This is a genomic window from Arthrobacter sp. Bi26 (assembly GCF_918697925.1).
Taxonomy (GTDB): Bacteria; Actinomycetota; Actinomycetes; order Actinomycetales; family Micrococcaceae; genus Arthrobacter.
In genome coordinates this window covers 30,783-51,532 of the sequence record NZ_CAKKMF010000029.1, presented here as the reverse complement: position 1 = coordinate 51,532, position 20,750 = coordinate 30,783, and the positions used below count along the sequence as shown (strand labels likewise).

Below are 20,750 nucleotides of genomic sequence, written 5' to 3'. Positions count from 1 at the left end.
CGGTTGCATAGCGGCCATCTGCGGCAAATAGATGGAGTTCGGGCCAGCCGCAGCCCGGAAGAACCCGCCCCCGGCTCCAAAGGCCCGGGGCCGAAGCCGGGGCAACGTCAACGTGCCCGCCCCACAGCGCACTCACTTGGCACGAATGGCCGCTAAGCACGGTTGCATAGCGCCCATCTGCGGCAAATCGATGGAGTTCGAGCCAGCCCCGGAAAGAACCCGCCCCGGGGTCCAAAGGCCCGGGGCCGAAGCCCACGCAACGCAGTGCCCGCCGCGCCACCCCAACGCAGTGCCCGCCACGCCGCGCCACCCCAACGCAGTGCCCGCCACGCCACGCCACCCCAACCGCACTCATCTGACACGAATGGCCGCCAAGCGCATCGGCTTAGCGGCCATCTGTGGCGAATCGTGGGCTGGGGTGCGGCTTACAGTCCCGAGTAGGAGTGCAGGCCGTTGAAGAACTGGTTCACGATCGTGAAGTTGAAGACCACGCACAGGTAGCCGACGATCGACAGCCAGGCGGCACGGGTTCCGGTCCAGCCGCGGGTGGCGCGGGCGTGCAGGTATCCGGCGTAGACCACCCAGATCACGAAGGTCCAGACTTCCTTGGTGTCCCAGCCCCAGAAGCGGCCCCAGGCCTTCTCGGCCCAGATGGCGCCGAACATGAGCGTGAACGTCCAGCCGACGAACGCGATGGCGTTGATGCGGTACGACAGGTTCTCCAGGCTCAGGGCGTACGGGACCAGGCGCATGAACCCGAGCTTGTCGGCACCGCCGGCCGCGATGGTCTTCTGCCGGTGCGACTGCACGAGCTGCAGCGCGGACATCGCGAAAGTCAGGGTGAACAGGGCCGAGGACATCACCGCGATGGAAACGTGGATGATCAGCCAGTAGCTCTGCAGCGCCGGTACGAGGTGGCCCACGGGCGTCCAGAAGGCGATGGAAGCCGCAACCAGCATGATGATGGCCAGGCCGATCACGAACGTGCCCAGGAAGCGCAGGTCGCGGCGGATCAGCACGAGGAGGAAGACTGCCACGGCCACGAACGCGCCGGTGGTGAGGAATTCGTACATGTTGCCCCACGGCACCCGGCCTGCACCGAGGGCGCGGGTGATCACACCGGCCGCATGGATCGCAGCGCCGAGGACGGTCAGCGCGACGGCCACCCGCGCGGGGGCACGCCGCTCGCCGCCGTAGCGCATGCTGCCGTCGGCGGTCTGGCCTGCACCTGCCGCGGTGCCGCGCCCGGAGACGGCCGACGTCGGACGCTCGGCACGTCCTGCCGGGCCGCTGACGTCCGCATCGGAGCGGTCAACGTCGCCTCCGGCGGTCCCCGCACCGACGCCGACGGGCATGCGCGCTGCCTCGGTTGTCGTCGCCTGCGCGGCGAGTTCCGCGGCCTTCAGGTCCACCGCGCGCAGCATCTTGCTGCTCTTGGCCAGGTCCCAGGCGAAGGCGATGAACGCCACCGTGTACGTGCCTGCGGCCAGCAGCATGAAGAGCTCGCTGTACTGGCCCATGGTTTCGTTGATCGAGAACAACATTACTGATCCTTCTTCGACTCGGAAGAGCCGGCTGTTGACTGGATGAAGTCTTCTGCGGGTTGTTCTTCGGTGGCGTGTGTGCTGCCGGCGCCGTTCGCGGCGGAATCCGCCCGGTCATTATCCGCCGTTGTGCTGGGAGCGGGCTGGGAACCGGTCGTGGCGTCCTCGCCCAATAGCCATTCGTCGGAAAGGAGTTTGCGGATGGCTGCGGCCTCCCCGGCAAGGCGGTGGTCTTCACCGCGGGCCAGGAGACCGTACTCCACCACGGTGCGGCCGTCCTCGTGGGTGCCGGTGCGGACCCAGACGCGGCGGCGGTTGACGTAGAGCGAGGTCACCAGCCCGGCCACGGCCAGGAGCGCGAAGATCAGGGCGTAAAGCTGGCCGGGGTTGTGGTGGATGTCCACGCCGATGTAGCGCTTGACGCCGTCGAAGCTAATGGAACCCTTGCCGTTCGGCAGCGTGTAGCTGCTCCCGGGCGCCAGGACGATGCCCTTGGTGTCCAGGTTGCGGGCATTGAGCGGCGTCAGTTTCTTGACGTCGAGCTCGAAGACGTTCTGCGGGGAGCCGGCGTCCAGGCCGAGGTCGCCGAAGTAGGAGTTCAGGGTCAGCTGCGGGTTGATGAGCTCCGGATCACCGCTGAAGGACACCCCCTGGTCGGTGACAAACGCCGTCGGCAGGAAGAACCCGGCGAAGGCGAGCTGTTCCGGCTTGGCGTCCGGGACCTTGATGACCACGGAGGAGTAGTAGTTCTCGCCCTGGAGCTTGGCGACCACTGGCCCCTGCATGGCAATATTTCCGGCGCCGTCGCGGATGGTGACCACGGGAGCGTAGCCGTTACCCGTGAGGTACACGCTGGTGCCGCCGAGGCTGAGCGGGTCGTTGACCTTGAGCACTTCCTGCTTGGCGGGTGCGTCCGGGTTTTCCTTCGTGGTCACGGCGGCCGTGAAGTCGATGGGCTGACCGAACTTGCCCTGCGATTCGCGGTCGAAGGTGATGTCGAACTTGTCCAGCTGGACCGAATACGGCTGGAGCTGGCTGCTCTGGAAGTTGGTGCCGGGCGTGAACTGGTCGTAGCCGACGAGGGTGTTGACGAACGTGTCGCCCTCCACCAGGATCCGCTGCCCGCTGTAGCCGAAGAGGCCGCCGGCCGCCACGGAGACCAGCACTCCGATCAGCGAGGTGTGGAAGACGAGGTTGCCGACCTCCTTCAGGAAGCCACGCTCGGCCCCCAAAGAGGGGCGGGCGCCGTCGCGGTCCCGGACGTCGACCCGGTATCCGCGCTTCTTCAGCAGTTCTCCGGCATCGGAGATGGCCGCCGACGCCGGGATCCCGGCGTCGGCCGGAATGACCAGGGTGCCGTATTCAGGGAGCCTGGACAGGCGTGCGGGGGTGCGCGGGGGCTGGGAGCGCATCGCTTTGTAGTGCGCGATAGCGCGTGGGATCACGCAGCCGATCAGCGAGACGAACAGCAGGATGTAGATCGCGGAAAACCATGCCGAGGAGTAAACGTCGTAGAGCTGCAGCGAGTCCAGGATCGCGCCGTAGTCGGGGTGGTCCTTGATGTACTGCGTGACAATCGCCGGGTTGGCCGGGCGCTGCGGGAACAGCGAGCCGGGCACGGCGGCGACGGCAAGCAGCAGGAGCAGGAACAGGGCCGTGCGCATGCTGGTCAGCTGCGTCCACGCCCACCGGAGCATGCCCAACGCGCCCAGCGAGGGCAGGACCGCCTCGGGCTTCGAGGACTTCTTCTTCTTTTCGTTCACGCGCTCGCTCATCAGATTGGCAATTTCACATCGGTTTGGAACCAGTACTGCAACCCGGAGACCCAGGTGCCCCACACACCGCTGGCCATCAGGAGGCCGAGCAGGATCAGGATCCCGCCGCCGGTGCGCTGGATGGCGAGCCGGTGCGTGCGGAAGAAGGACATCACCCCGATGCCGCGGCGCACGGCCAGGGCGATCAGCAGGAAGGGGATTCCCAGCCCAAGGCTGTACACGAAGGCCAGAAATGCCCCCTTGGCCGCCGACGAGCCGCCGGAGAGGCTGAGCAACTGGACGGCGGAATAGGTGGGGCCGATGCACGGTGCCCAGCCCAGCCCGAAGGTGATGCCCAGCAGGGGCGCGCCCCACAGCCCGGCCGGTGGCTTGGCGTGGATCTTGGCATCGCGCTGGAGCCAGCCGAAGCCGCCCATGAACACGACGCCCATGACGATCACCATGACGCCCAGCAGCTGGGTGATCCACCTGTTCTGCGAGCCGGTGATGAGGCTGCCCAGCTGCCCGAAGGCCCCGCCGAGGAGCACGAAGATCACGGAGAAGCCGAGGACGAACAGCCCGATGCCGGCCAGCATGCGCCCGCGCCGTTGCTTTTGCAGATCGACGCCGGTCAGTCCCGTGACGTAGCCCAGGTAGCCGGGCACCAGCGGAAGGACGCAGGGCGAGAGGAACGAGACGAGGCCGGCCAGCAGCGCGACAGGAATGGCAAGCAGGAGCGATCCGTTCAGGATGGCTTCGGCGAAGGGGCTGTTCACGGCGGGGACCGGACTACTCGGCCACGGCGGCGGCGATGAGGGACTTCAGGGTGCCCTGCTGGATTTCGCCCAGGACCCGGGAGGCGACCCGGCCCTGCTTGTCCAGCACGAGGGTGGTGGGCACGGCGCCGGGCGGCACGAGTCCGGAGACGGCCAGCAGCACGGCGCCGTCCTTGTCATTGAAACTCGGGTACGTCAGGTTGAACGTCTTGTCGAACGCGTCGGCCGTGGCTTTCTCGTCGCGCAAATTGACCCCGAAGAACTGCACGCCCTTGGTCTTGAATTCCTGGTGCAGCGCCTCGAGGGAGGGCGCCTCGACCCGGCAGGGGGCGCAGGCGGCGAACCAGAAGTTCAGCACCGTGACTTTGCCGGGGAAGTCCGCCGACGTGACGGCTGTGCCGTCGAACAGCGTCCCCTTCAGCGCCACGGGACTCTTGCGGTCCGCTACGGCGAACTCGGTCACGGACCCGTCGCCGGCCACGTAGTTCTTGTTATCCCCGGCCTTGGCCTGCTTGGCGAGGGCATCGTCCTGGGCGCAGCCGGACAGCCCGAGCACTGCGGCCAGCGCGGCGCCGCCGACGGTCAGGACGCGGCGCCGGGACAGCGGAGTCCCTTCGGGGCGGTTCGTCGGCATCGTCAGGCTCCCGGGGTGCTGGCGGCACCAGGCAGGAGGGCGGCAGCGGGCTCGCTGTAGTCGACGCGCACCAGCTCGCCGGCGTCGTCGAACACCAGGGAGGTGAGGGACGTCAGCGTGCATTCGCGCTTGCGTGGGTCATGCCACAGCGGCCGGCCTTCGGCGCTGAGCCGCGTGGCCCAAATGGGCAGCTGGTGGCTGACCAGGATGGCTTCGGCCCCGTTGCCGCCCAGTTCGAGGGCACGGACGCGCGCGTCCTGGACGGCCGCGATGACCCGCGCGGCCTGCTCCTTGTACGACTCACCCCAGGATGGCCGGAACGGGTTGTACAGACGGGCCCAGTGCTTGGGCCGGAGCAGCTCCGCCTTGGAGACGTGGAGGCCCTCAAAGTAATTGGCGGCTTCGATGATGCGGGCTTCGGTGGCAATCTCGAGGCCCAGGGCATCGGCAATCGGCAGAGCCGTCTCCTGCGCGCGGGTCAGCGGGGACGCAGCGAGGTGGACGATCCGGGCCCCTTGTTCGGAACGCTCCCTGAAGTGTTCGGCCAGCGTGCGGGCCATCTCCCGGCCGAGTTCGGAGAGGTGGAATTCCGGCAGCCTGCCGTACAGGACACCATCGGGATTGTGGACCTCGCCGTGGCGGAGCAAATGAACAGTGGCTTGGGGCATGTCTACCAGTTTCTCAAAGATGCCGGTCGATCTGAAATCTTCTACAGGAAGTAGAACTGAAGAGTTTGGAAAAATGTTCCCCGGAGTTGGAATAAAAGATGCAAATGCATGTTTATACTGGGTGAAGCAGTTAGTTGAGAGTTCAACCAATGAGGCTTCAACTAACGATCAGACGAACCACCGCAGTACCAACCCGACTCAAGGAGCATCACCATGACACTTCCCGCAAACGTCACCACCGGCATCTGGACCCTCGACCCGTCGCACAGCGAGATCGGCTTCACCGTCCGCCACGCCGGCATCAGCAAGGTCCGCGGTCAGTTCACCGACGCCGCAGCCACCCTGGACCTGACCGAGAACGTCACCGACTCCAAGGTCAACGCCTCGATCAAGACCGCAAGCTTCGACTCCGGCGACGCCAACCGCGACGGCCACGTCCGCGGCGGAGACTTCTTCGACGTCGAGACGTTCCCGGAGATCTCCTTTGTCTCCAGCACCATCGTCCCCAAGGGCGACGCCTACGAGCTCCAGGGCGATCTCACCATCAAGGGCATCACCCGCCCCGTGGCCCTTGAGACCGAGTTCAACGGCGTGGCCGTCGATCCCTTCGGCAACACCCGCGCCGGCCTCAGCGCCGAAACCACCATCAGCCGCAAGGACTTCGGCCTGACCTGGAACGCGGTCCTCGACGCCGGCGGCGTGCTGGTCAGCGACAAGGTTGCCATCAACCTGGAACTGGCCTTCATCGCCCCCGCAGCGTAGCCAGTACCGCCGCGGGCCGGTCACTCCGCCCGATCCCGGGCGGACGACGCCGGCCCGCCGGTTCCAGCGCCCTGCTTCATCTTCGCGATGAAGCAGGGCGCTGTTGTTTGTGCCGCTGCCGGGCGCCGCGACGGGCTTCACGACTGGCCTGGGGATTCCCTAGATAACAGGGAAACGCCGGTCTACAGTGAGAGCCATGAGCAACCCGAGTGATGTACCGCCACAACAGCCGGGCGCCCAGCCGCCGGCGTCGGGCAACGTCCCGCCAGCCGGCCCACAGCAGCCCCCAGTCAACCCGTCGCCCACTCCCGGCTACCAGTCACCTCCGCCGGGGTACCAAGGTGAGCCCGGCTATCAGGCTCCCCCACCCGGGTACCAGGGCCAGCCGGCGCCGGCGGGCGGATTCCGCTTCGAGATGCCCACCGACCGTCCCAGGAACTTCAGCGATGCACTGCCTGTAGGCGGCCTCTCCGGCATGTTCAAGGTCGCTCCGATGCCCACCGAGCTGAAGGTCTCGTACTGGATCTGGCTTATCGGCGGACTGCTGGGACTCCTCGGTGGAATCATCGGGTTGTTCGGGTCCTTCGTCCTGATCGCCTTCGCGCCGCCGATCGGACTCGTGGTGCTGCTGCTCGTCATCGTGGCTCTTGCATTGGCAACCGCTCAAATCATCCTGGCCATGAAGATGAAGGAAGGCCGGGAGTGGGCCCGTTTCGCCCTCACCATTCTTGTCGGCATCTCCTTGGTGCTGACAGTCATCGGTGCCGGCGTCGCCGACGGCCGGGCGGGCGGAAACCTGCCGGGCTTCATCATCAGCCTGGTGGCTACCGTGCTTATGTGGCTGCCGAACGCCCAGGCCTGGTTTGTCGCCAACCGGGGCCGAATCTAGGCCATCCGCCCGACGGGGAACCCCCCGGATCGTGGGGGCGGCGGTGCATTCCCGCCGCGGCTGCGCCGGCCTTCGAATAAGGGTTGAGAATACCTCTCCGGAATGATCCACACGGCGGCCGGGCCGCGGTACGGTTGAGCTAAACCATGCTGGGGGCAGGGCAGGATCACTGGTCCCGGTGGCCGATTCAGTGATCGACACGCAAAGGACCGCTTTCATGAGCAACCCGCCAGTCCAGCCCTCACCGCCCAACGGCTCCGAGCCGGGCGGGGAATCCACTCCGGGCTACGGCCAGAACGCCCCGCAGACGCCGCAGCACGGCCAGCAGACACCCCCGGCCTACGGCCAGAACGCCCCGCAGGCGCCACAGTACGGCCAGCAGACACCCCCGGCCTACGGCCAGAACGCCCCGCAGGCGCCACAGTACGGCCAGCAGACACCCCCGGCCTACGGCCAGAACGCCCCGCAGGCGCCACAGTACGGCCAGCAGACACCCCCGGCCTACGGCCAGAACGCCCCGCAGGCGCCGCAGTACGGTCAGTCCCCTTACGGTCAGTACCCGTCCGAACAGCCGCAGGCTCCGGGCACGGTTCCCCAACTGGTCAACACTTCGTTCTGGCTGATCGTCGCAGCCGGAGCCCTGTGGGTCATCTCCATGCTGGTGTCACTGGGAACCCTGGACACGCCTGCCGTCAGGGACATGTTCGAGCAGCAGATGGCGACGAGCGGCACCAAGGTCGATTTCGAATCCATCAAGGGTTTCCTGATCGGCACCATCGTGGTGTTCGCCGTGATCAGCGCCGGGCTGTACGCCCTCGTCGCATTCAATATCCGCAAGGGCAAGAACTGGGCTCGAATTCTTGGCACCGTGTTCGCCGCTTTGTCGATCTTCAACATCTTCCCGCTCAGCCTCGCCACGCTCGCGGCGCTGGTCGGCATCGCGGCCATCGTGCTGCTTTACCTGCCGGCGGCCTCGCCGTATTTCCAGAAGCGGCAGACCCTTGCCAACCCTTACGGACAGCCCGGAGCCCCCTTCGGGAAGTAGCTTCGCCAAGCACCACCCAGCAGGGAACTGCCCAGCGGGCGCGGGACCCGGAGGGTTCGGCCGATCCTAGTCGGCGTCCTCCGGGTCCTGCGCCCTTTGTGCGTGGTAGGCCAGAATCTGCAGTTCAGTTGCCATGTCGACCTTGCGGAGATTGACCCCCGGGGGGACCTGCAGCATCACCGGCGCGAAGCTGAGGATGCTCCGCACGCCGGCGGCAATCACCCGGTCGCAGACGCCCTGGGCCACCGCGGCGGGCAAGGCGAGGACCACCATGTTGGCCCCCGTCCGTTGCAGTACCGGCTCAAGGTCAGCGGCGTCGCTGACCCGCAGCCAGCCGACCTCGCTACCCACCACCATCTGGTCGGCGTCGAAAATCGCCACAATGTCAAAGCCCCGCGACTCGAATCCGCCGTACCGGGCCAGGGCCTTGCCCAGGTTGCCCGCACCGACGATCGCGACTTTCCAGTCATGCGTCAGCCCGAGCGCAGCCGCGATGTGTCGGTTCAGGTACTGGACCTCGTAACCGACACCGCGGGTTCCGTAGGAGCCGACATAGGAGAGGTCCTTGCGCAGCGTTGAGGAGCTAACTCCGGAGGCCTCGGCCAGCGACTCGGACGAGACCCGGTCAACCCCGTCAGCCAGCAGTGTGGTCAGGGCGCGCAGGTAGATGGTCAGCCGGGCCACGGCCGCGGGTGGAATCTGTTTGGCGGCAGTCCCGGCTCCCCCGGGGACAGCCCCGGGAGATGAATCCAGCGAAGTCACTATCTGCTCCATTGCGTCGCGTTGTGCTTCCCACTCTAGAGCCCCGGCGCATCACGCAACAAAGCACCCCGCCGTCAGGACGGCTGGTCGAGGACCCGTTGCAGGGTCCGGGTCAGTCGGGCCTCGTCGATCTTCCAGAAATCCCGCTGGACCCCGTTGACCAGCACCACCGGGATCTCCTCGGCGAAGCGCTCACGCAGCCCGGCGTCGTCGTCCACCGATTTCTCCGACCAGTCGATGCCGAGCGCAGCGGTGACACGGGCGACGGCGGCGCGCGCGTCCGCGCACAGGTGGCAGTCAGCTTTGGTGATCAGTACGACATCGGGGAAGGACGCGGGTTTGGCCATGCATCCACCGTAGCCCGGCCGCCGCTTCGGCGTCGACGCGCGGCGCAGTCCGCCTGAGGCCGGGCCGTCCCGCCGTCGCGTCGCGCGCCGTGCGGGCGGTCCGGGGCCCGGTCATTGACTAGACTCGTGGCATGCCCGAGGAGAAATACGTCATTGTGGCCAGTGAGCCTGCTGCATCGATGCAGCACGGCGAGGCTGCGTTTTTCGACGTCGACAACACCCTCATGAAGGGCGCAAGCCTTTTCCATGTCGCCCGCAAGCTTCACCAGCGCGGCGCGTTCACCCTGCCGCAGGCCGCCGGGTTCGCTTGGAAGCAATTCATGTTCGTCCTGCGCGGCGAAAACATGGATGACGTCCACGCCGTCCGCGATTCCGCCCTGACGCTGGCCGCCGGCATCACAGCCAAGGACATCGAAGCTCTGGGCGAAGAGGTCTACGACGAGATGATTGAGTCGCGGATCTGGCCGGGGGCCAAGGCCCTGGCGGAGCAGCATCTCCGGGTGGGGCGCAAAGTTTGGCTCGTCACGGCGACGCCGATCGAGGTAGCCACCGTCATTGCCGCCCGGCTGGGCCTGACCGGGGCGCTGGGCACGGTGGGCGAGATTTTGGACGGCTCGTACACGGGGCGGCTCGTGGGAGAAATCCTCCACGGCCCGGCCAAAGCAGTCGCAGTCCAGCAAATTGCCGACGACCAAGGGCTGGACCTCAGCCGCTGCTGGGCCTACAGCGATTCCCACAACGACATCCCGCTGCTGAGCATGGTGGGGCACCCCGTTGCCATCAATCCCGACTCCAAGCTGCGCCGTTACGCCCGCGAGCACAACTGGCCGGTCTACGACTTCCGTGCCGGCCGGCGTGCCGCCACCCTGGGATTCAAGGCCGCGACGGTCGGCGGGGCCATCTACGGCCTGTGGCGGGGGTTCTCCCGCTTCCGCGGACCCAGCCGCTGATCCCCGCGGTTTTCCGCTGCGGTTTCGGTTCCGCGCCTTTGTTTCAGACCCGCGCGTCGCGGATCCGGGCCCGCCCGTGTCCGATTCCGCAGCCCGCGTCCAATCCGGCGCGAAATCTTCCCACCGGGCTGGAGCAAGAAAAATGCCCGCCGCCTGGAAGGCAACGGGCATTTCATGCATTTCGAAGTATGGCTACTTCTTATTGCGACGCTGGTGGCGCGTCTTGCGAAGCAGCTTGCGGTGCTTCTTCTTGGCCATACGCTTGCGACGCTTCTTAATAACTGAACCCACGAAAGTTCCTTACCGGCTAGATGCAGTACCTGCCTGTTGGGAAGGGTCCGCGGGCTAAGCAAGCAGACTGAAACAACTGACAGGTTCTTACAATGACGTAAAACGTTCCTTAACAGGGTACCGCCTCTGCGAGGCACCCCACGACCGCGGGACCCATGCGGGACCCAAAGCAGTCGATTCACGCTGTGAATGTTGCCGCTGGCTGTTCAGCCAGTTCCGGCGTGACCGTCGCTCCGGTCGACGACGGCACCCTTGAGGTACTGTTCGACGGCGTTTTCCGGCACGCGGTAGGAGCGGCCGAAGCGCACGGCCGGCATCTCCCCCGAATGCACCAGACGGTACACAGTCATCTTTGATACCCGCATAAGTTCCGCGACTTCGGCCACGGTCAAAAAACGGGCCTTGGAGAAGTTGGCCTCCGTAGACATTTCCCTATTCCTTTGCTCAAGCGAACGGCAGCCCCACCTGGTGACATGGCGGTGTGCCGATGCTGAGCCATCAAACAACCATGTGTTAGCAACACTAGTTGCTCATGGTGCCAATGTGAAAGACTTCCTCAGGAATCCCCACACGTTTTCCGCAGGAATCTCGAAAATCTCGCACTTCCCGCGCCCTCCTGTCCAACCCTCAGGCACGCGTCCGGCGCGTGCGGGCCGAGGCGGCCAGTTGGCCAAGTACCGACGCCGTCACATCCCAGTCCATGCAGGCATCCGTGACGCTCTGGCCGTAGACCAGCTCGTCCCGGCCGGCGGCTCCAGCGTTGCCTGCGGCTTTGCCTGCGGTTGTGACGGCGGCGTTGACCTCTAGGTTTTGCGCCCCGCCCACCAGGAAGCTCTCCAGCATGACGCCGGCGATGGCCCCGGCCGCGGCTCCGGGACTTTCCAGCTGGGCACCAATTTCGAGGGCGACCTCGGCCTGGCGGTGGTGGTTCTTGCCGCTGTTGGCGTGGCTGGCGTCGACGATCAGGCGGGGGTTCAGCTGCTTCGCGGCGAGTTTGGCGGAGGCCGCTTCAACGTCGGCGGCGGAGTAGTTGGGTCCCTTGCGTCCGCCGCGGAGGATGACGTGGGTGTCCGGGTTGCCGGCGGTGGCCACAAGCGCGGCCCTGCCGTCGTCGTCGATCCCGAGGAACGCCTGGGCCGCAGCGGCGGCGCTGCACGCATCCAGCGCCACCTGGAGGTCGCCGTCGGTCCCGTTCTTGAAGCCGATCGGCATGGACAGCCCGGAAGCCAGCTGGCGGTGGATCTGGCTCTCCGTGGTGCGGGCGCCGATCGCGCCCCAGGCGACCAGGTCCGCGACGTACTGGGGGCTGATGGGCTCAAGGAACTCGGTGGCGGTGGGCAGGCCGAGGGCCGTGACCTGGCGCAGGAAGGCCCGGGCCGCGCGCAGGCCCGCGGCAATGTCGTGGCTGCCGTCCAGCCGGGGGTCGTTGATCAGGCCCTTCCAGCCCACCGTGGTGCGCGGCTTTTCGAAGTATGTGCGCATGACGATCAGCAGGTCTTCGCGGTGCTTCTCGGCCTGGCTGACCAGCCGGCGGGCGTATTCCAGCCCCGCCTTGGGATCGTGGATGGAGCAGGGGCCCACGATGACGAGCAGCCGGTCGTCCACACCGTCCATGATGGCCCGGACCTCGTCCCGGCCCCGTCCAACTACCTCGGCCAGGCGGGGCTCCAGCGGCAGTTCCGCCATGAGGTCCTGCGGGGTGGGCAGCGGGGTGAACTCGCTGACGCGCAGGTTCGAGGTGGAGTGCTGGGTGCCGGGGGCTGCTTCGATGCTCATGTTCGGGTCCTGTTCCGGATGCGGAGCGGGCCCTGATCAGAACCCGCCGGAGAAATGGCGAAGGGCAGAGAATGATCTCTGCCCTGTTGGCTCTGAAGGAAAGTTGGATGCGTGTCAGTTAGACGCGGGCCCCTCCAGAGCCAACGAAAAATACGCATACCAACGGTTAGTCATAGCGTCGACCATAGCCCCGGAGCCGCGGCCGGGGCAAACACCGGGCGTAACAATTCGCCGGACCCGTCGCCCCGGGACGCCGAGAGTGCAGTTCGCGGCAGTGTTCCGCGCCAACACTGCCGCGAAGTGTCATTTCGGCGCACACCGGCACCACCTAGAGTGTGAGGGAACCCCAGCACGAGCATCCGACCCACTATGGAGACAGCCATGACGCAGACCGTTCCGCCCGGCAACCCCGAGGCTCCGATCACTCCCGGGGCCACTTCCACGGACCCCGGTGCCTCCTCGTCCGGGCAAGGCGCAGCGGCGGCGGCCGCCCGTGGGCTTCCTGCCGCGTTGAAGCGCCGTGTGCCCAAATACGCCGACCTCGCTCCCCTGATGCAGTTCAAGAAGCCGGAGTTCAGCCGGGCCGCCAGGCTGCGCCGTGCCAGCACCATCTGGGACCTACGGGACATGGCCAAGCGCCGCACGCCCCAGGCACCGTTCGACTACACCGACGGCGCCGCCGAGGCCGAAATCTCCCTCCGCCGCGCCCGCCAGGCGTTCCTGGACATCGAGTTCCGGCCCGGGGTCCTGCGTGACGTCTCCAGCATCGACCTCAGCACCGACATCCTGGGCGGGCCGTCCCGCTTGCCGGTGGGGATCGCGCCGACAGGATTCACCCGGATGATGCAGTCCGAGGGCGAATACGCCGGCTCGCAGGCCGCCGAAGCCGCCGGCATTCCGTACACGCTCTCCACCATGGGCACGGCGTCCCTCGAGGACGTGGCCGCCGCCGCACCCACGGGCCGCAACTGGTTCCAGCTGTACCTGTGGACGGACCGGGACCGGTCGCTGGAACTGATCCAGCGTGCCGCCGCGGCGGGCAACGACACCCTAATGGTCACGGTGGACACTGCCGTCGCCGGCGCCAGGCTCCGCGACGTCCGCAATGGCATGACCATCCCGCCCGCCCTGACGCTCAAGACCGTCCTCGATGCGTCCTACCGGCCCGCGTGGTGGTTCAACTTCCTCACCCACGAGCCGCTGACTTTCGCGTCGCTGTCCCGGTACACGGGCACGGTCGCGGACCTGATCAACTCCATGTTCGACCCCACCCTGACCTACGCCGACCTCGACTGGCTGCGCGAGACCTGGAAGGGCAAGCTCGTGGTCAAGGGCATTCAGACGGTCGACGACGCCCGCAAGGTGGTGGACCACGGCGCGGACGGGATTGTGCTCTCCAACCACGGCGGCCGCCAGCTGGACCGGGCACCGATCCCGTTCCACCTGCTCCCCGAGGTCGCTGCCGCGCTGAAGGCGGACCGCAGCGAGGCCGCGATCATCCTGGACACCGGCATCATGAGCGGCGCGGACATCATCGCCGCCCTCGCCCTCGGCGCCGACTTCACGCTGATCGGCCGCGCCTACCTGTACGGGCTTATGGCCGGCGGACGGGCCGGGGTGGACCGCGCCCTCCAAATCCTGGAGAAGGACATGGAACGCACCATGGCCCTGCTGGGCGTCAGCCGGATCGCGGACCTCACCCCGGACCACGTGCGGATCCTCCGGCAGTAGCCCGTCCGACATATGCCCGCGGAAATGACGGTGGCGGCAGTGTCTGTCGAAGAACACTGCCGCCACCGCTGTCCCGGCACACGGGCAACCGGAAGATCAGACCTAGATGAGGCCCTGGGCGAGCATCGCGTCGGCTACCTTCACGAAGCCGCCGATGTTCGCGCCCAGCACGTAGTTCCCAGGGTCCCCGTACTCGTCCGCGGTGGCCGCGCAGCGGTCGTGGATTCCGACCATGATCTCCGTGAGGCGTTCCTCGGTGTGCGCGAACGACCAGGAGTCGCGGCTGGCGTTCTGCTGCATTTCCAGTGCGGACGTCGTCACACCTCCCGCGTTGGCGGCCTTGCCCGGGCCGAACAGGATGCCGGCTTCCTGGAAGACCGCGACGGCGTCACGCGTCGAGGGCATGTTGGCGCCCTCGCCCACCGCCAGCAGGCCGTTGCGGACCAGCCGGGCAGCGGCGTCGCCGTCGAGTTCGTTCTGCGTGGCGCACGGCAGCGCGACCGTCGCGTCGACGTCCCAGACTGAGCCGCCCTCCACGTAGGAGACGGCGGAGCGCCGGGCTTCGTAGTCCTTGAGCCGTCCGCGCTCGACCTCCTTGATCTGGCGCAGCAGCGCGACGTCGATCCCGGCCTCGTCCACGATGTAGCCGGAGGAATCGGAGCAGGCCACAACGGTGGCGCCGAGCGCTTGGGCCTTGGCGATCGCGTTGATGGCGACATTGCCGGAGCCGGAGACCACCACGCGCTGGCCGTCGAAGGACTGGCCGCGGGTCTTGAGCATTTCTTCGGCAAAGATCACGGTGCCGTAGCCCGTGGCTTCGGGCCTCACCAGCGAACCGCCCCAGGAGATGCCTTTGCCGGTGAGGACGCCGGATTCGTAGCGGTTGGTGATCCGCTTGTACTGTCCGAAGAGGTAGCCGATTTCGCGGCCGCCGACTCCGATGTCCCCGGCAGGGACGTCCGTGTACTCGCCGATGTGGCGGTACAGCTCCGTCATGAAGGACTGGCAGAAGCGCATGATTTCGGCGTCCGAGCGTCCGCGGGGGTCGAAGTCGGAGCCGCCCTTGCCGCCGCCGATCGGCATGCCGGTCAGGGCATTCTTGAAGATCTGCTCGAAGCCGAGGAACTTAATGATGCCAAGGTTTACCGAGGGGTGGAATCGCAGGCCACCCTTGTAGGGGCCCAGCGCTGAATTGAACTCCACCCGGAAGCCGCGGTTGATCTGGAAGCTGCCGGCGTCGTCCGTCCACGGCACGCGGAAGATGATCTGCCGTTCGGGCTCACAGAGCCGCTCGAGGACGGCCCCTTCAAGGAACTCCGGGTGGCGGTCGTGCACCGGTCCGAGGCTTTCGAAGACCTCGATGACTGCCTGGTGGAACTCCCTTTCGCCGGGATTCCGTGCCAGCACCGTGTCCCGGATGGCTTCAAGCCGTGCGTCCATTGCAACTCCCTCAACCTTGGCGCCCTTCTGCGGGCGCAACAATCCAGCCTTTCCATGGTTGCACTGGGCCGGAAAGGATTTCTATTTGAGGACCTGAGGGCGCCCCCTGTGACAAAAACGGGGTGGCGCAGGACACAAACGGCCTGGGTTACTTCTTGCGGCCGAACTTGGGCAGGTTGGCCAGGAGGTCGGCGGCCCTGGTGGCGGCCCGGCCCACGGTCCGCCCGATCTGCTGGGGCCTCTTGTCCTCCCCTGCCGTTCCCACCGGGATGACGACGGCGGGGCTCAGCGGGCTGCCGGCAGGACGGGCCGCCAGTGCTGCGGCGGGCTGCGCGGCGACCGGCTGCGGGACGGCCGCTGCGGACAGGCCATCCGGGACGGCGGCAGGACTGGGTTCGGGGTGGAGGGGCGCGGCGGCGTCCGCTGTCGCAGCGGGGCCGACGTCGAACGCCTGGAGCCAGCTGGCGATCCCGGCGAGCGGTTTGGGGTTGAGCGTGTAGTACCGCTTCTGGCCCTGGGCGCGCATGCTCACCAGGTCCGCTTCGCGGAGGACTTTGAGATGCTTGGAAATGGTGGGCTGGCTTGCTTCAAGCTCCTGGACCAGTTCCCCCACCGCTTTGTCCCCCTTGCGGAGGGCTATCAGAATGTCACGCCTGGTTGCCTCAGCAATGACGGCAAATACGTCGTCTGTCACCATGTCCTCCACACTAGCGACATATACGCCAGATGGCATCCACGAATTGCTTCCCTGGCACCGGGCCCCAACCGGGGCCTCCACCCGGGCCCGGGCCTAGTCGAACCAGGGGTCCAGTCCGTGCAGGGGAAACACTTCCTTGCGGGTGGCCATGACGCTGCGGTCCACCTCGTCGTTGGGGTCGAAACCGACTTCCCAGGACCGCCACCAGAGGTCGACGTCGTCGCCCATCGCCTCGGGCGGCTCTACACCGAACTTGGCCCCGTACTTGTCTTTGACATAGTTTCGCCAGTCCTCCGGAACCGGGGTGCGCAGCGGTACCGGGCGGCCGGCCGCGATGGCTATGAGGTGGCTCCAGGACCGCGGCACCACGCTGACGACGTTGTAGCCGCCGCCGCCTGTGGAAATCCACCGGTTGTCGCAGTAGCGCGCGGCGAGGTTGCCGATGGCCGTTGCGGCCTCGCGCTGGCCGTCGACGCTGATGTTCAGGTGGGCGAGCGGGTCAAGCCGGTGCGAGTCGCAGCCGTGCTGGCTGACGATGACTTCCGGCTCGAACGCGCCAATGAGCTGGGGCACGACGGCGTGGAAGGCCCGCAGCCACCCCGCGTCCGCGGTGCCGGCCGGGAGGGCGACGTTCACGGCGCTGCCTTGCGCGTTCGGGCCGCCGATCTCGTTGGCAAACCCGGTGCCCGGGAAGAGGGTCAGCCCGGACTCGTGCAGCGAAATAGTCAGCACCCGCGGATCGTCCCAGAAGATGCTCTGCGTGCCGTCGCCGTGGTGCGCATCGACGTCGACGTAGGCCACGCGCTGGACGCCGCCGTCGAGCAGCCGCTGGACCGCGAGGGCGGCGTCGTTGTAGATGCAAAAACCGCTCGCGCGGTCCCTGGAGGCGTGGTGCATCCCGCCGCCGAAGTTCACGGCCCGCACCGCGCTGCCGTCCAGGATGGCAGCGGCCGCCAGCAGGGAGCCGCCGGCAAGCCGGGCGCTGGCTTCGTGCATGCCCGCAAAGGCCGGATCATCCTCGGTTCCCAGGCCCCTGGCGTGGTCGGGGGTGTCCGGGTTTTCGCTCACACGCCGCACGGCGGCCACAAACTCCGGGCTGTGGACCGCGCACAGCTCCGCGTCGGCGGCGACGTCCGGTGCCGCCACCGTGACGTGGTCCAGATCCAGCAGTCCCAGACTGCCGGCCAGCTTCGCTGTGAGCTCCATGCGCTCCGGCGCCATCGGGTGGGAGTGGCCGAAGTTGTAGGCGGTCATGGCAGGAGCCCACACCACCGTCGTCGGCAGCGCGGTCTGAGTGAGTCCGGGCAGGAATGTCATCAATCACAGGCTACCGGAGCGGTCCCCGGGTTCCCGCGCGTGCACGGGTGCTCCCCCGGCCATTACGGGACTTTAGTGGTTTACTACTTGGGGAAGCAGTTTCAACCGAGGAAAAACATGACGCAAAGCCAGTCGAGGTCCAAGAGCCCCGCCAGCTGGCAGCCAGGTATGCCGGAGCGGGAAGGCCTGTGGATCTTCACACGCCTGCGCGACTTCATTGACAGCATCGCAAACAGCTCGCCGGCCCGCCTGGCGCTTACGGCGTTCGGCGTCGTAATCCTGGTTTTCACCGCTTTGCTCTCGCTGCCCTTAGCTTCCGCGACGGGACAGGTCACACCGCTGCATCAGGCGTTCTTCACCGCGGCGTCCGCTGTCTGCGTCACGGGCCTGACCGTGGTCTCCACGGCTGTGCACTGGTCCTTCTTCGGCCAGCTCGTGATTCTGTTCGGCATTTTCGTGGGCGGCTTGGGCACCTTGACCCTCGCGTCGCTGCTGGCGCTCATGGTCAGCAAGAGACTCGGTGTCCGCGGCAAGCTGATCGCCCAGGAGGCCATGAATGCAGGCCGGCTCGGTGAAGTCGGTACGCTGCTGCGGATCGTGATCGTGACCTCCGTGGTGATCGAGGGCGCCCTGGCGCTGGCTCTTATCCCCCGCTTCCTGATCCTTGGGGAGAGCTTCCCGCAATCTGTGTGGCACGGCATCTTCTACGCCATTTCGGCTTTCAACAACGCCGGCTTCACGCCGCATTCGGACGGGATCGTCCCGTACGAAACCGATCTCTGGATCCTCGTTCCGCTCATGCTCGGGGTGTTCCTGGGCAGCCTGGGCTTCCCCGTGGTCATGGTGCTGCACCAGAACGGGCTGCGGTGGAAGAAATGGAACCTGCACACCAAGCTGACCATCCAGGTGTCCTTCATCCTCCTCGCCGCCGGGACGGTCCTCTGGGGCTTCCTGGAGTGGGACAACCTGCGCACCATCGGGGACATGGACCTCGGCGACAAGATCACGCATGCGCTGTTTGCCTCAGTCATGCTGCGCTCGGGCGGGTTCAACCTTGTGGACCAGAACCACATGGAGTCGACCACCATGCTGCTCTCCGATGCCCTCATGTTCGCCGGCGGCGGCTCCGCCTCCACGGCCGGCGGCATCAAGGTCACCACCATCGCCGTGATGTTCCTGGCGATCGCCGCCGAGGCCCGCGGCGACGCGGACGTGAAGATCTATGGCCGCACCATCCCCGAGGGCACCATGCGCGTGGCCATTTCGGTGATCGTCGCCGGCGCCACCCTCGTCTCGGTCTCGGCCCTCCTGCTCCTGCACATCAGCCATGCCTCCCTTGACCGGGTCCTGTTTGAAACCATTTCCGCCTTCGCCACGGTGGGCCTAAGCACCAACCTCAGTGCAGAGTTGCCGCCGGAGGGGGTTTACGTCCTCGCCTTGCTCATGTTTGCCGGGCGCGTCGGGACGGTCACCCTTGCCGCCGGTCTGGCCCTGCGCCAGCGCAGCCAGCTGTACCACTACCCGGAAGAGAGACCGATCATTGGCTAGTTCCTCAGGCGCCGTCAACCGCCCCGCCCACAACGCCCCCGTGCTGGTGATCGGGCTGGGCCGTTTTGGCGCATCCACCGCAGAGCAACTGGTCAAGCAGGGCCGGGAGGTCCTGGCCATTGAGCGCGACCGCACCCTCGTCCAGAAGTGGGCGAGTGTCCTGACGCATGTCGTGGAAGCCGACGCCACCAACATCGATGCCCTCCGCCAGCTCGGCGCCCAGGAATTCAGTTCCGCCGTCGTGGGCGTGGGCACCTCGATCGAATCCTCGGTGCTGATCACGGTGAACCTCGTGGACCTCGGAATCGAACACCTCTGGGTCAAGGCGATCACGCCCTCGCACGGCAAGATCCTGACCCGGATCGGCGCCAACCACGTCATTTACCCGGAGGCGGACGCGGGAGTCCGCGCCGCGCACCTGGTCTCCGGGCGGATGCTGGATTTCATCGAGTTCGACGACGACTTCGCGATCGTCAAGATGTACCCGCCACGGGAGACCGTGGGCTTCACCCTGGACGAGTCCAAGGTCCGTTCCAAGTACGGCGTCACGATTGTGGGCGTGAAGTCCCCGGGTGAGGACTTCACTTACGCGCGGCCGGAAACCAAGGTTTCCTCGCGGGACATGCTCATCGTTTCGGGCCACGTGGACCTGCTCGAACGGTTCGCCGCACGTCCCTAGGCCACAACCGGCGCCCACAGGTGCCCGGAGCCACCACGGTGGCCCTGGTGCCCGCCGGAAGCGCGTGTACGACCGGGCAGGCTCAGGCGAGCTGCCGGGTGATTTCGGCCGCGCGCGCAGCGGCCGCGCGGGCGCCGTCAGCGATGATGGCCGGCAGTCCTCGCTCGTCAAACGTGGCAATGGCCCGTTCCGTGGTGCCGTTCGGGCTCGTGACCGCCTTGCGCAGCGCGGAAGGATCCGCGCCGGGCTCGGCCAGCATGAAGCCCGCCCCGGCGACGGTCTCGCGAGCCAGCAACAGGGACAGCTCCGGATCCAGGCCCAGTTGCGCGCCGGCCTCTGCCATGGCCTCAGCCAGGTAGAAGGCGTAGGCCGGGCCCGAGCCGCTGATCGCGGACAGGGCGTCCACCTGGTCTTCGGGGATCTCCACCACCGTGCCGGCGGCTGCGAGGATGTCCTTGGCGCGCTGGAGCTGCCCGGCGGAGCAGTTGGTCCCGGGAGAGACGGAGACGACGCCGCGGCCCAGCTTCGCCGGCGTGTTCGGCATTGTGCGGATGACGGGCTGGCCGGCCGGCAGCGCCGCCTCCAGCTGCGCCAGGGACACGGCGGCCGCGACGCTGATGACGATCGTGTCCGGTGAAAGGGACTCACTGATTTCCCGCGCCAGATCGGCGATGCCCGCGGGCTTGACGCCAAGGATGACGACGCCGGAGCCGGTGGCGGCCTGCTTGTTGTTGTCGGGCTCCTCTTCGCCCGCGATGGCCGTGATCCCGTGGTGGCGTTGGGCCAGTTCGGCCGCGCGCTCGGCCCGGCGGACGGTAGCGACGATATCGGCCGGGTCGACACCGCCGTCGATCAGCCCACCCAGAATTGCCTCGTTCATTGACCCACAGCCCAGGAATGCGATTCGGTTGCTCATGTCCCCATCATTGCAGTCGGACGTGATTCCCAGCCAGCTCACACCTTTACCGCAGTCATTGCACAACTTCGGGCCCTAACGTTGGAGCTACCTCATTGAGGGTGCGAGTGATGCAGCAGGCATGCGGATGCCTGCGCGGCACCGGTGGTTTGCAGCGGATTTTCCCATTTTTCCCGCAGCGGACCGCCGGTGCCTTTGCCGTTTAATCGGTGCTTTGCCGTTCA

At 66.8% G+C, this 20,750-nt stretch carries 22 protein-coding genes; 8 read left to right on the top strand and 14 right to left on the bottom strand.

Annotated features, from left to right (window positions below; all coding sequences use genetic code 11):
- Nucleotides 1–425: 425 nt before the first annotated feature.
- Genes ccsB through LQV16_RS10005 form a run of 5 tightly spaced genes read right to left on the bottom strand, consistent with a single transcriptional unit; the run spans nt 426 to nt 5,376 of the window.
- On the bottom strand, nt 426–1,544 hold the full coding sequence (gene ccsB, locus LQV16_RS10025) for a c-type cytochrome biogenesis protein CcsB (protein ID WP_229993739.1): 1,119 nt from the start codon (nt 1,542–1,544) through the stop codon (nt 426–428).
- The gene (locus tag LQV16_RS10020) at nt 1,544–3,319 is read right to left on the bottom strand and encodes a cytochrome c biogenesis protein ResB (RefSeq protein ID WP_229993738.1); all 1,776 of its coding nucleotides are present in this window, start codon (nt 3,317–3,319) and stop codon (nt 1,544–1,546) included. Before LQV16_RS10020 ends, ccsB begins: the two co-directional genes overlap by 1 nt.
- Entirely contained in the window at nt 3,319–4,074 is a 756-nt protein-coding gene (locus LQV16_RS10015) for a cytochrome c biogenesis protein CcdA (RefSeq protein WP_229993737.1), read from the bottom strand. The genes LQV16_RS10020 and LQV16_RS10015 overlap by 1 nt, the downstream gene beginning before the upstream one ends.
- A gap of 13 nt (nt 4,075–4,087) precedes the next feature.
- Nucleotides 4,088–4,708, bottom strand: coding sequence for a TlpA disulfide reductase family protein (locus tag LQV16_RS10010; RefSeq protein ID WP_229993736.1), 621 nt, complete (start codon nt 4,706–4,708; stop codon nt 4,088–4,090).
- A 2-nt stretch (nt 4,709–4,710) separates the two neighbouring features.
- Nucleotides 4,711–5,376 carry a histidine phosphatase family protein gene (locus LQV16_RS10005; protein WP_229993735.1) on the bottom strand — a complete coding sequence of 222 codons (666 nt, stop codon included), beginning with the start codon at nt 5,374–5,376 and terminating at the stop codon, nt 4,711–4,713.
- Between LQV16_RS10005 and LQV16_RS10000 the strand changes: the two genes are divergently transcribed.
- From LQV16_RS10000 to LQV16_RS09985, 4 genes are all read left to right on the top strand, one after another.
- Entirely contained in the window at nt 5,375–5,593 is a 219-nt protein-coding gene (locus LQV16_RS10000) for a hypothetical protein (protein ID WP_229993734.1), read from the top strand. The genes LQV16_RS10005 and LQV16_RS10000 overlap by 2 nt on opposite strands.
- Nucleotides 5,590–6,138 carry a YceI family protein gene (locus tag LQV16_RS09995; RefSeq protein WP_229993733.1) on the top strand — a complete coding sequence of 183 codons (549 nt, stop codon included), beginning with the start codon at nt 5,590–5,592 and terminating at the stop codon, nt 6,136–6,138. Before LQV16_RS10000 ends, LQV16_RS09995 begins: the two co-directional genes overlap by 4 nt.
- Nucleotides 6,139–6,334: 196 nt before the next feature.
- Complete coding sequence (locus LQV16_RS09990; RefSeq protein WP_229993732.1) at nt 6,335–7,027, top strand: DUF2076 domain-containing protein; 693 nt, start codon at nt 6,335–6,337, stop codon at nt 7,025–7,027.
- 217 nt (nt 7,028–7,244) lie between these two features.
- Nucleotides 7,245–8,072: a Yip1 family protein gene (locus LQV16_RS09985; protein ID WP_229993731.1), complete on the top strand. Its 828-nt coding sequence runs from the start codon at nt 7,245–7,247 to the stop codon at nt 8,070–8,072.
- A 66-nt stretch (nt 8,073–8,138) separates the two neighbouring features.
- On the opposite strand, the gene LQV16_RS09980 is transcribed toward LQV16_RS09985, so the two are convergent.
- On the bottom strand, nt 8,139–8,834 hold the full coding sequence (locus tag LQV16_RS09980; protein WP_229993730.1) for a redox-sensing transcriptional repressor Rex: 696 nt from the start codon (nt 8,832–8,834) through the stop codon (nt 8,139–8,141).
- A gap of 74 nt (nt 8,835–8,908) precedes the next feature.
- A complete protein-coding gene (locus LQV16_RS09975; protein WP_229993729.1) occupies nt 8,909–9,181 on the bottom strand; it encodes a glutaredoxin family protein in 273 nt (90 codons plus the stop codon).
- A gap of 131 nt (nt 9,182–9,312) precedes the next feature.
- Here LQV16_RS09975 and LQV16_RS09970 point away from each other — a divergent pair, with 131 nt between their 5' ends.
- On the top strand, nt 9,313–10,131 hold the full coding sequence (locus LQV16_RS09970; RefSeq protein WP_229993728.1) for an HAD-IB family hydrolase: 819 nt from the start codon (nt 9,313–9,315) through the stop codon (nt 10,129–10,131).
- A gap of 192 nt (nt 10,132–10,323) precedes the next feature.
- Here LQV16_RS09970 and LQV16_RS09965 read toward each other — a convergent pair whose 3' ends face one another.
- The 3 genes from LQV16_RS09965 to LQV16_RS09955 all read right to left on the bottom strand — a co-directional run bounded on the left by LQV16_RS09965 (nt 10,324) and on the right by LQV16_RS09955 (nt 12,198).
- Entirely contained in the window at nt 10,324–10,422 is a 99-nt protein-coding gene (locus LQV16_RS09965) for an AURKAIP1/COX24 domain-containing protein (RefSeq protein WP_003792170.1), read from the bottom strand.
- 206 nt (nt 10,423–10,628) lie between these two features.
- Nucleotides 10,629–10,850: a helix-turn-helix domain-containing protein gene (locus tag LQV16_RS09960; RefSeq protein ID WP_090574680.1), complete on the bottom strand. Its 222-nt coding sequence runs from the start codon at nt 10,848–10,850 to the stop codon at nt 10,629–10,631.
- Between the two features lie 199 nt (nt 10,851–11,049).
- A complete protein-coding gene (locus LQV16_RS09955; RefSeq protein ID WP_229993727.1) occupies nt 11,050–12,198 on the bottom strand; it encodes a 3-deoxy-7-phosphoheptulonate synthase in 1,149 nt (382 codons plus the stop codon).
- A 381-nt stretch (nt 12,199–12,579) separates the two neighbouring features.
- On the opposite strand from LQV16_RS09955, the gene LQV16_RS09950 reads away from it, so the two are divergent.
- The gene (locus LQV16_RS09950; protein WP_290369357.1) at nt 12,580–13,929 is read left to right on the top strand and encodes an alpha-hydroxy acid oxidase; all 1,350 of its coding nucleotides are present in this window, start codon (nt 12,580–12,582) and stop codon (nt 13,927–13,929) included.
- A 102-nt stretch (nt 13,930–14,031) separates the two neighbouring features.
- Here LQV16_RS09950 and gdhA read toward each other — a convergent pair whose 3' ends face one another.
- The 3 genes from gdhA to LQV16_RS09935 form a co-directional block, all read right to left on the bottom strand.
- Nucleotides 14,032–15,369, bottom strand: a complete 1,338-nt coding sequence (gene gdhA, locus LQV16_RS09945; protein ID WP_229993726.1) for an NADP-specific glutamate dehydrogenase — start codon at nt 15,367–15,369, stop codon at nt 14,032–14,034.
- A 148-nt stretch (nt 15,370–15,517) separates the two neighbouring features.
- The gene (locus LQV16_RS09940; RefSeq protein WP_229993725.1) at nt 15,518–16,066 is read right to left on the bottom strand and encodes a metalloregulator ArsR/SmtB family transcription factor; all 549 of its coding nucleotides are present in this window, start codon (nt 16,064–16,066) and stop codon (nt 15,518–15,520) included.
- A gap of 93 nt (nt 16,067–16,159) precedes the next feature.
- Nucleotides 16,160–17,383, bottom strand: coding sequence for an acetoin utilization protein AcuC (locus tag LQV16_RS09935; RefSeq protein WP_229993724.1), 1,224 nt, complete (start codon nt 17,381–17,383; stop codon nt 16,160–16,162).
- A gap of 117 nt (nt 17,384–17,500) precedes the next feature.
- Between LQV16_RS09935 and LQV16_RS09930 the strand changes: the two genes are divergently transcribed.
- Complete coding sequence (locus LQV16_RS09930) at nt 17,501–18,931, top strand: potassium transporter TrkG (protein WP_229993723.1); 1,431 nt, start codon at nt 17,501–17,503, stop codon at nt 18,929–18,931.
- Entirely contained in the window at nt 18,924–19,610 is a 687-nt protein-coding gene (locus LQV16_RS09925; protein ID WP_018775040.1) for a TrkA family potassium uptake protein, read from the top strand. Before LQV16_RS09930 ends, LQV16_RS09925 begins: the two co-directional genes overlap by 8 nt.
- 82 nt (nt 19,611–19,692) lie before the next feature.
- Here the strand turns inward: LQV16_RS09925 and proC are convergent, their stop codons facing one another.
- Nucleotides 19,693–20,526, bottom strand: a complete 834-nt coding sequence (gene proC, locus LQV16_RS09920) for a pyrroline-5-carboxylate reductase (RefSeq protein ID WP_229993722.1) — start codon at nt 20,524–20,526, stop codon at nt 19,693–19,695.
- Nucleotides 20,527–20,750: the final 224 nt, after the last annotated feature.

Coding starts and splice junctions, on each gene's coding strand:
- ccsB (WP_229993739.1), bottom strand. CDS start 1,544: ATGTTGTTCTCGATCAACGAAACCATGGGCCAGTACAGCGAGCTCTTC.
- LQV16_RS10020 (WP_229993738.1), bottom strand. CDS start 3,319: ATGAGCGAGCGCGTGAACGAAAAGAAGAAGAAGTCCTCGAAGCCCGAG.
- LQV16_RS10010 (WP_229993736.1), bottom strand. CDS start 4,708: ATGCCGACGAACCGCCCCGAAGGGACTCCGCTGTCCCGGCGCCGCGTC.
- LQV16_RS10000 (WP_229993734.1), top strand. CDS start 5,375: ATGTCTACCAGTTTCTCAAAGATGCCGGTCGATCTGAAATCTTCTACA.
- LQV16_RS10005 (WP_229993735.1), bottom strand. CDS start 5,376: ATGCCCCAAGCCACTGTTCATTTGCTCCGCCACGGCGAGGTCCACAAT.
- LQV16_RS09995 (WP_229993733.1), top strand. CDS start 5,590: ATGACACTTCCCGCAAACGTCACCACCGGCATCTGGACCCTCGACCCG.
- LQV16_RS09990 (WP_229993732.1), top strand. CDS start 6,335: ATGAGCAACCCGAGTGATGTACCGCCACAACAGCCGGGCGCCCAGCCG.
- LQV16_RS09985 (WP_229993731.1), top strand. CDS start 7,245: ATGAGCAACCCGCCAGTCCAGCCCTCACCGCCCAACGGCTCCGAGCCG.
- LQV16_RS09975 (WP_229993729.1), bottom strand. CDS start 9,181: ATGGCCAAACCCGCGTCCTTCCCCGATGTCGTACTGATCACCAAAGCT.
- LQV16_RS09970 (WP_229993728.1), top strand. CDS start 9,313: ATGCCCGAGGAGAAATACGTCATTGTGGCCAGTGAGCCTGCTGCATCG.
- LQV16_RS09960 (WP_090574680.1), bottom strand. CDS start 10,850: ATGTCTACGGAGGCCAACTTCTCCAAGGCCCGTTTTTTGACCGTGGCC.
- LQV16_RS09955 (WP_229993727.1), bottom strand. CDS start 12,198: ATGAGCATCGAAGCAGCCCCCGGCACCCAGCACTCCACCTCGAACCTG.
- LQV16_RS09950 (WP_290369357.1), top strand. CDS start 12,580: ATGACGCAGACCGTTCCGCCCGGCAACCCCGAGGCTCCGATCACTCCC.
- gdhA (WP_229993726.1), bottom strand. CDS start 15,369: ATGGACGCACGGCTTGAAGCCATCCGGGACACGGTGCTGGCACGGAAT.
- LQV16_RS09940 (WP_229993725.1), bottom strand. CDS start 16,066: ATGGTGACAGACGACGTATTTGCCGTCATTGCTGAGGCAACCAGGCGT.
- LQV16_RS09935 (WP_229993724.1), bottom strand. CDS start 17,383: ATGACATTCCTGCCCGGACTCACTCAGACCGCGCTGCCGACGACGGTG.
- LQV16_RS09930 (WP_229993723.1), top strand. CDS start 17,501: ATGACGCAAAGCCAGTCGAGGTCCAAGAGCCCCGCCAGCTGGCAGCCA.
- proC (WP_229993722.1), bottom strand. CDS start 20,526: ATGAGCAACCGAATCGCATTCCTGGGCTGTGGGTCAATGAACGAGGCA.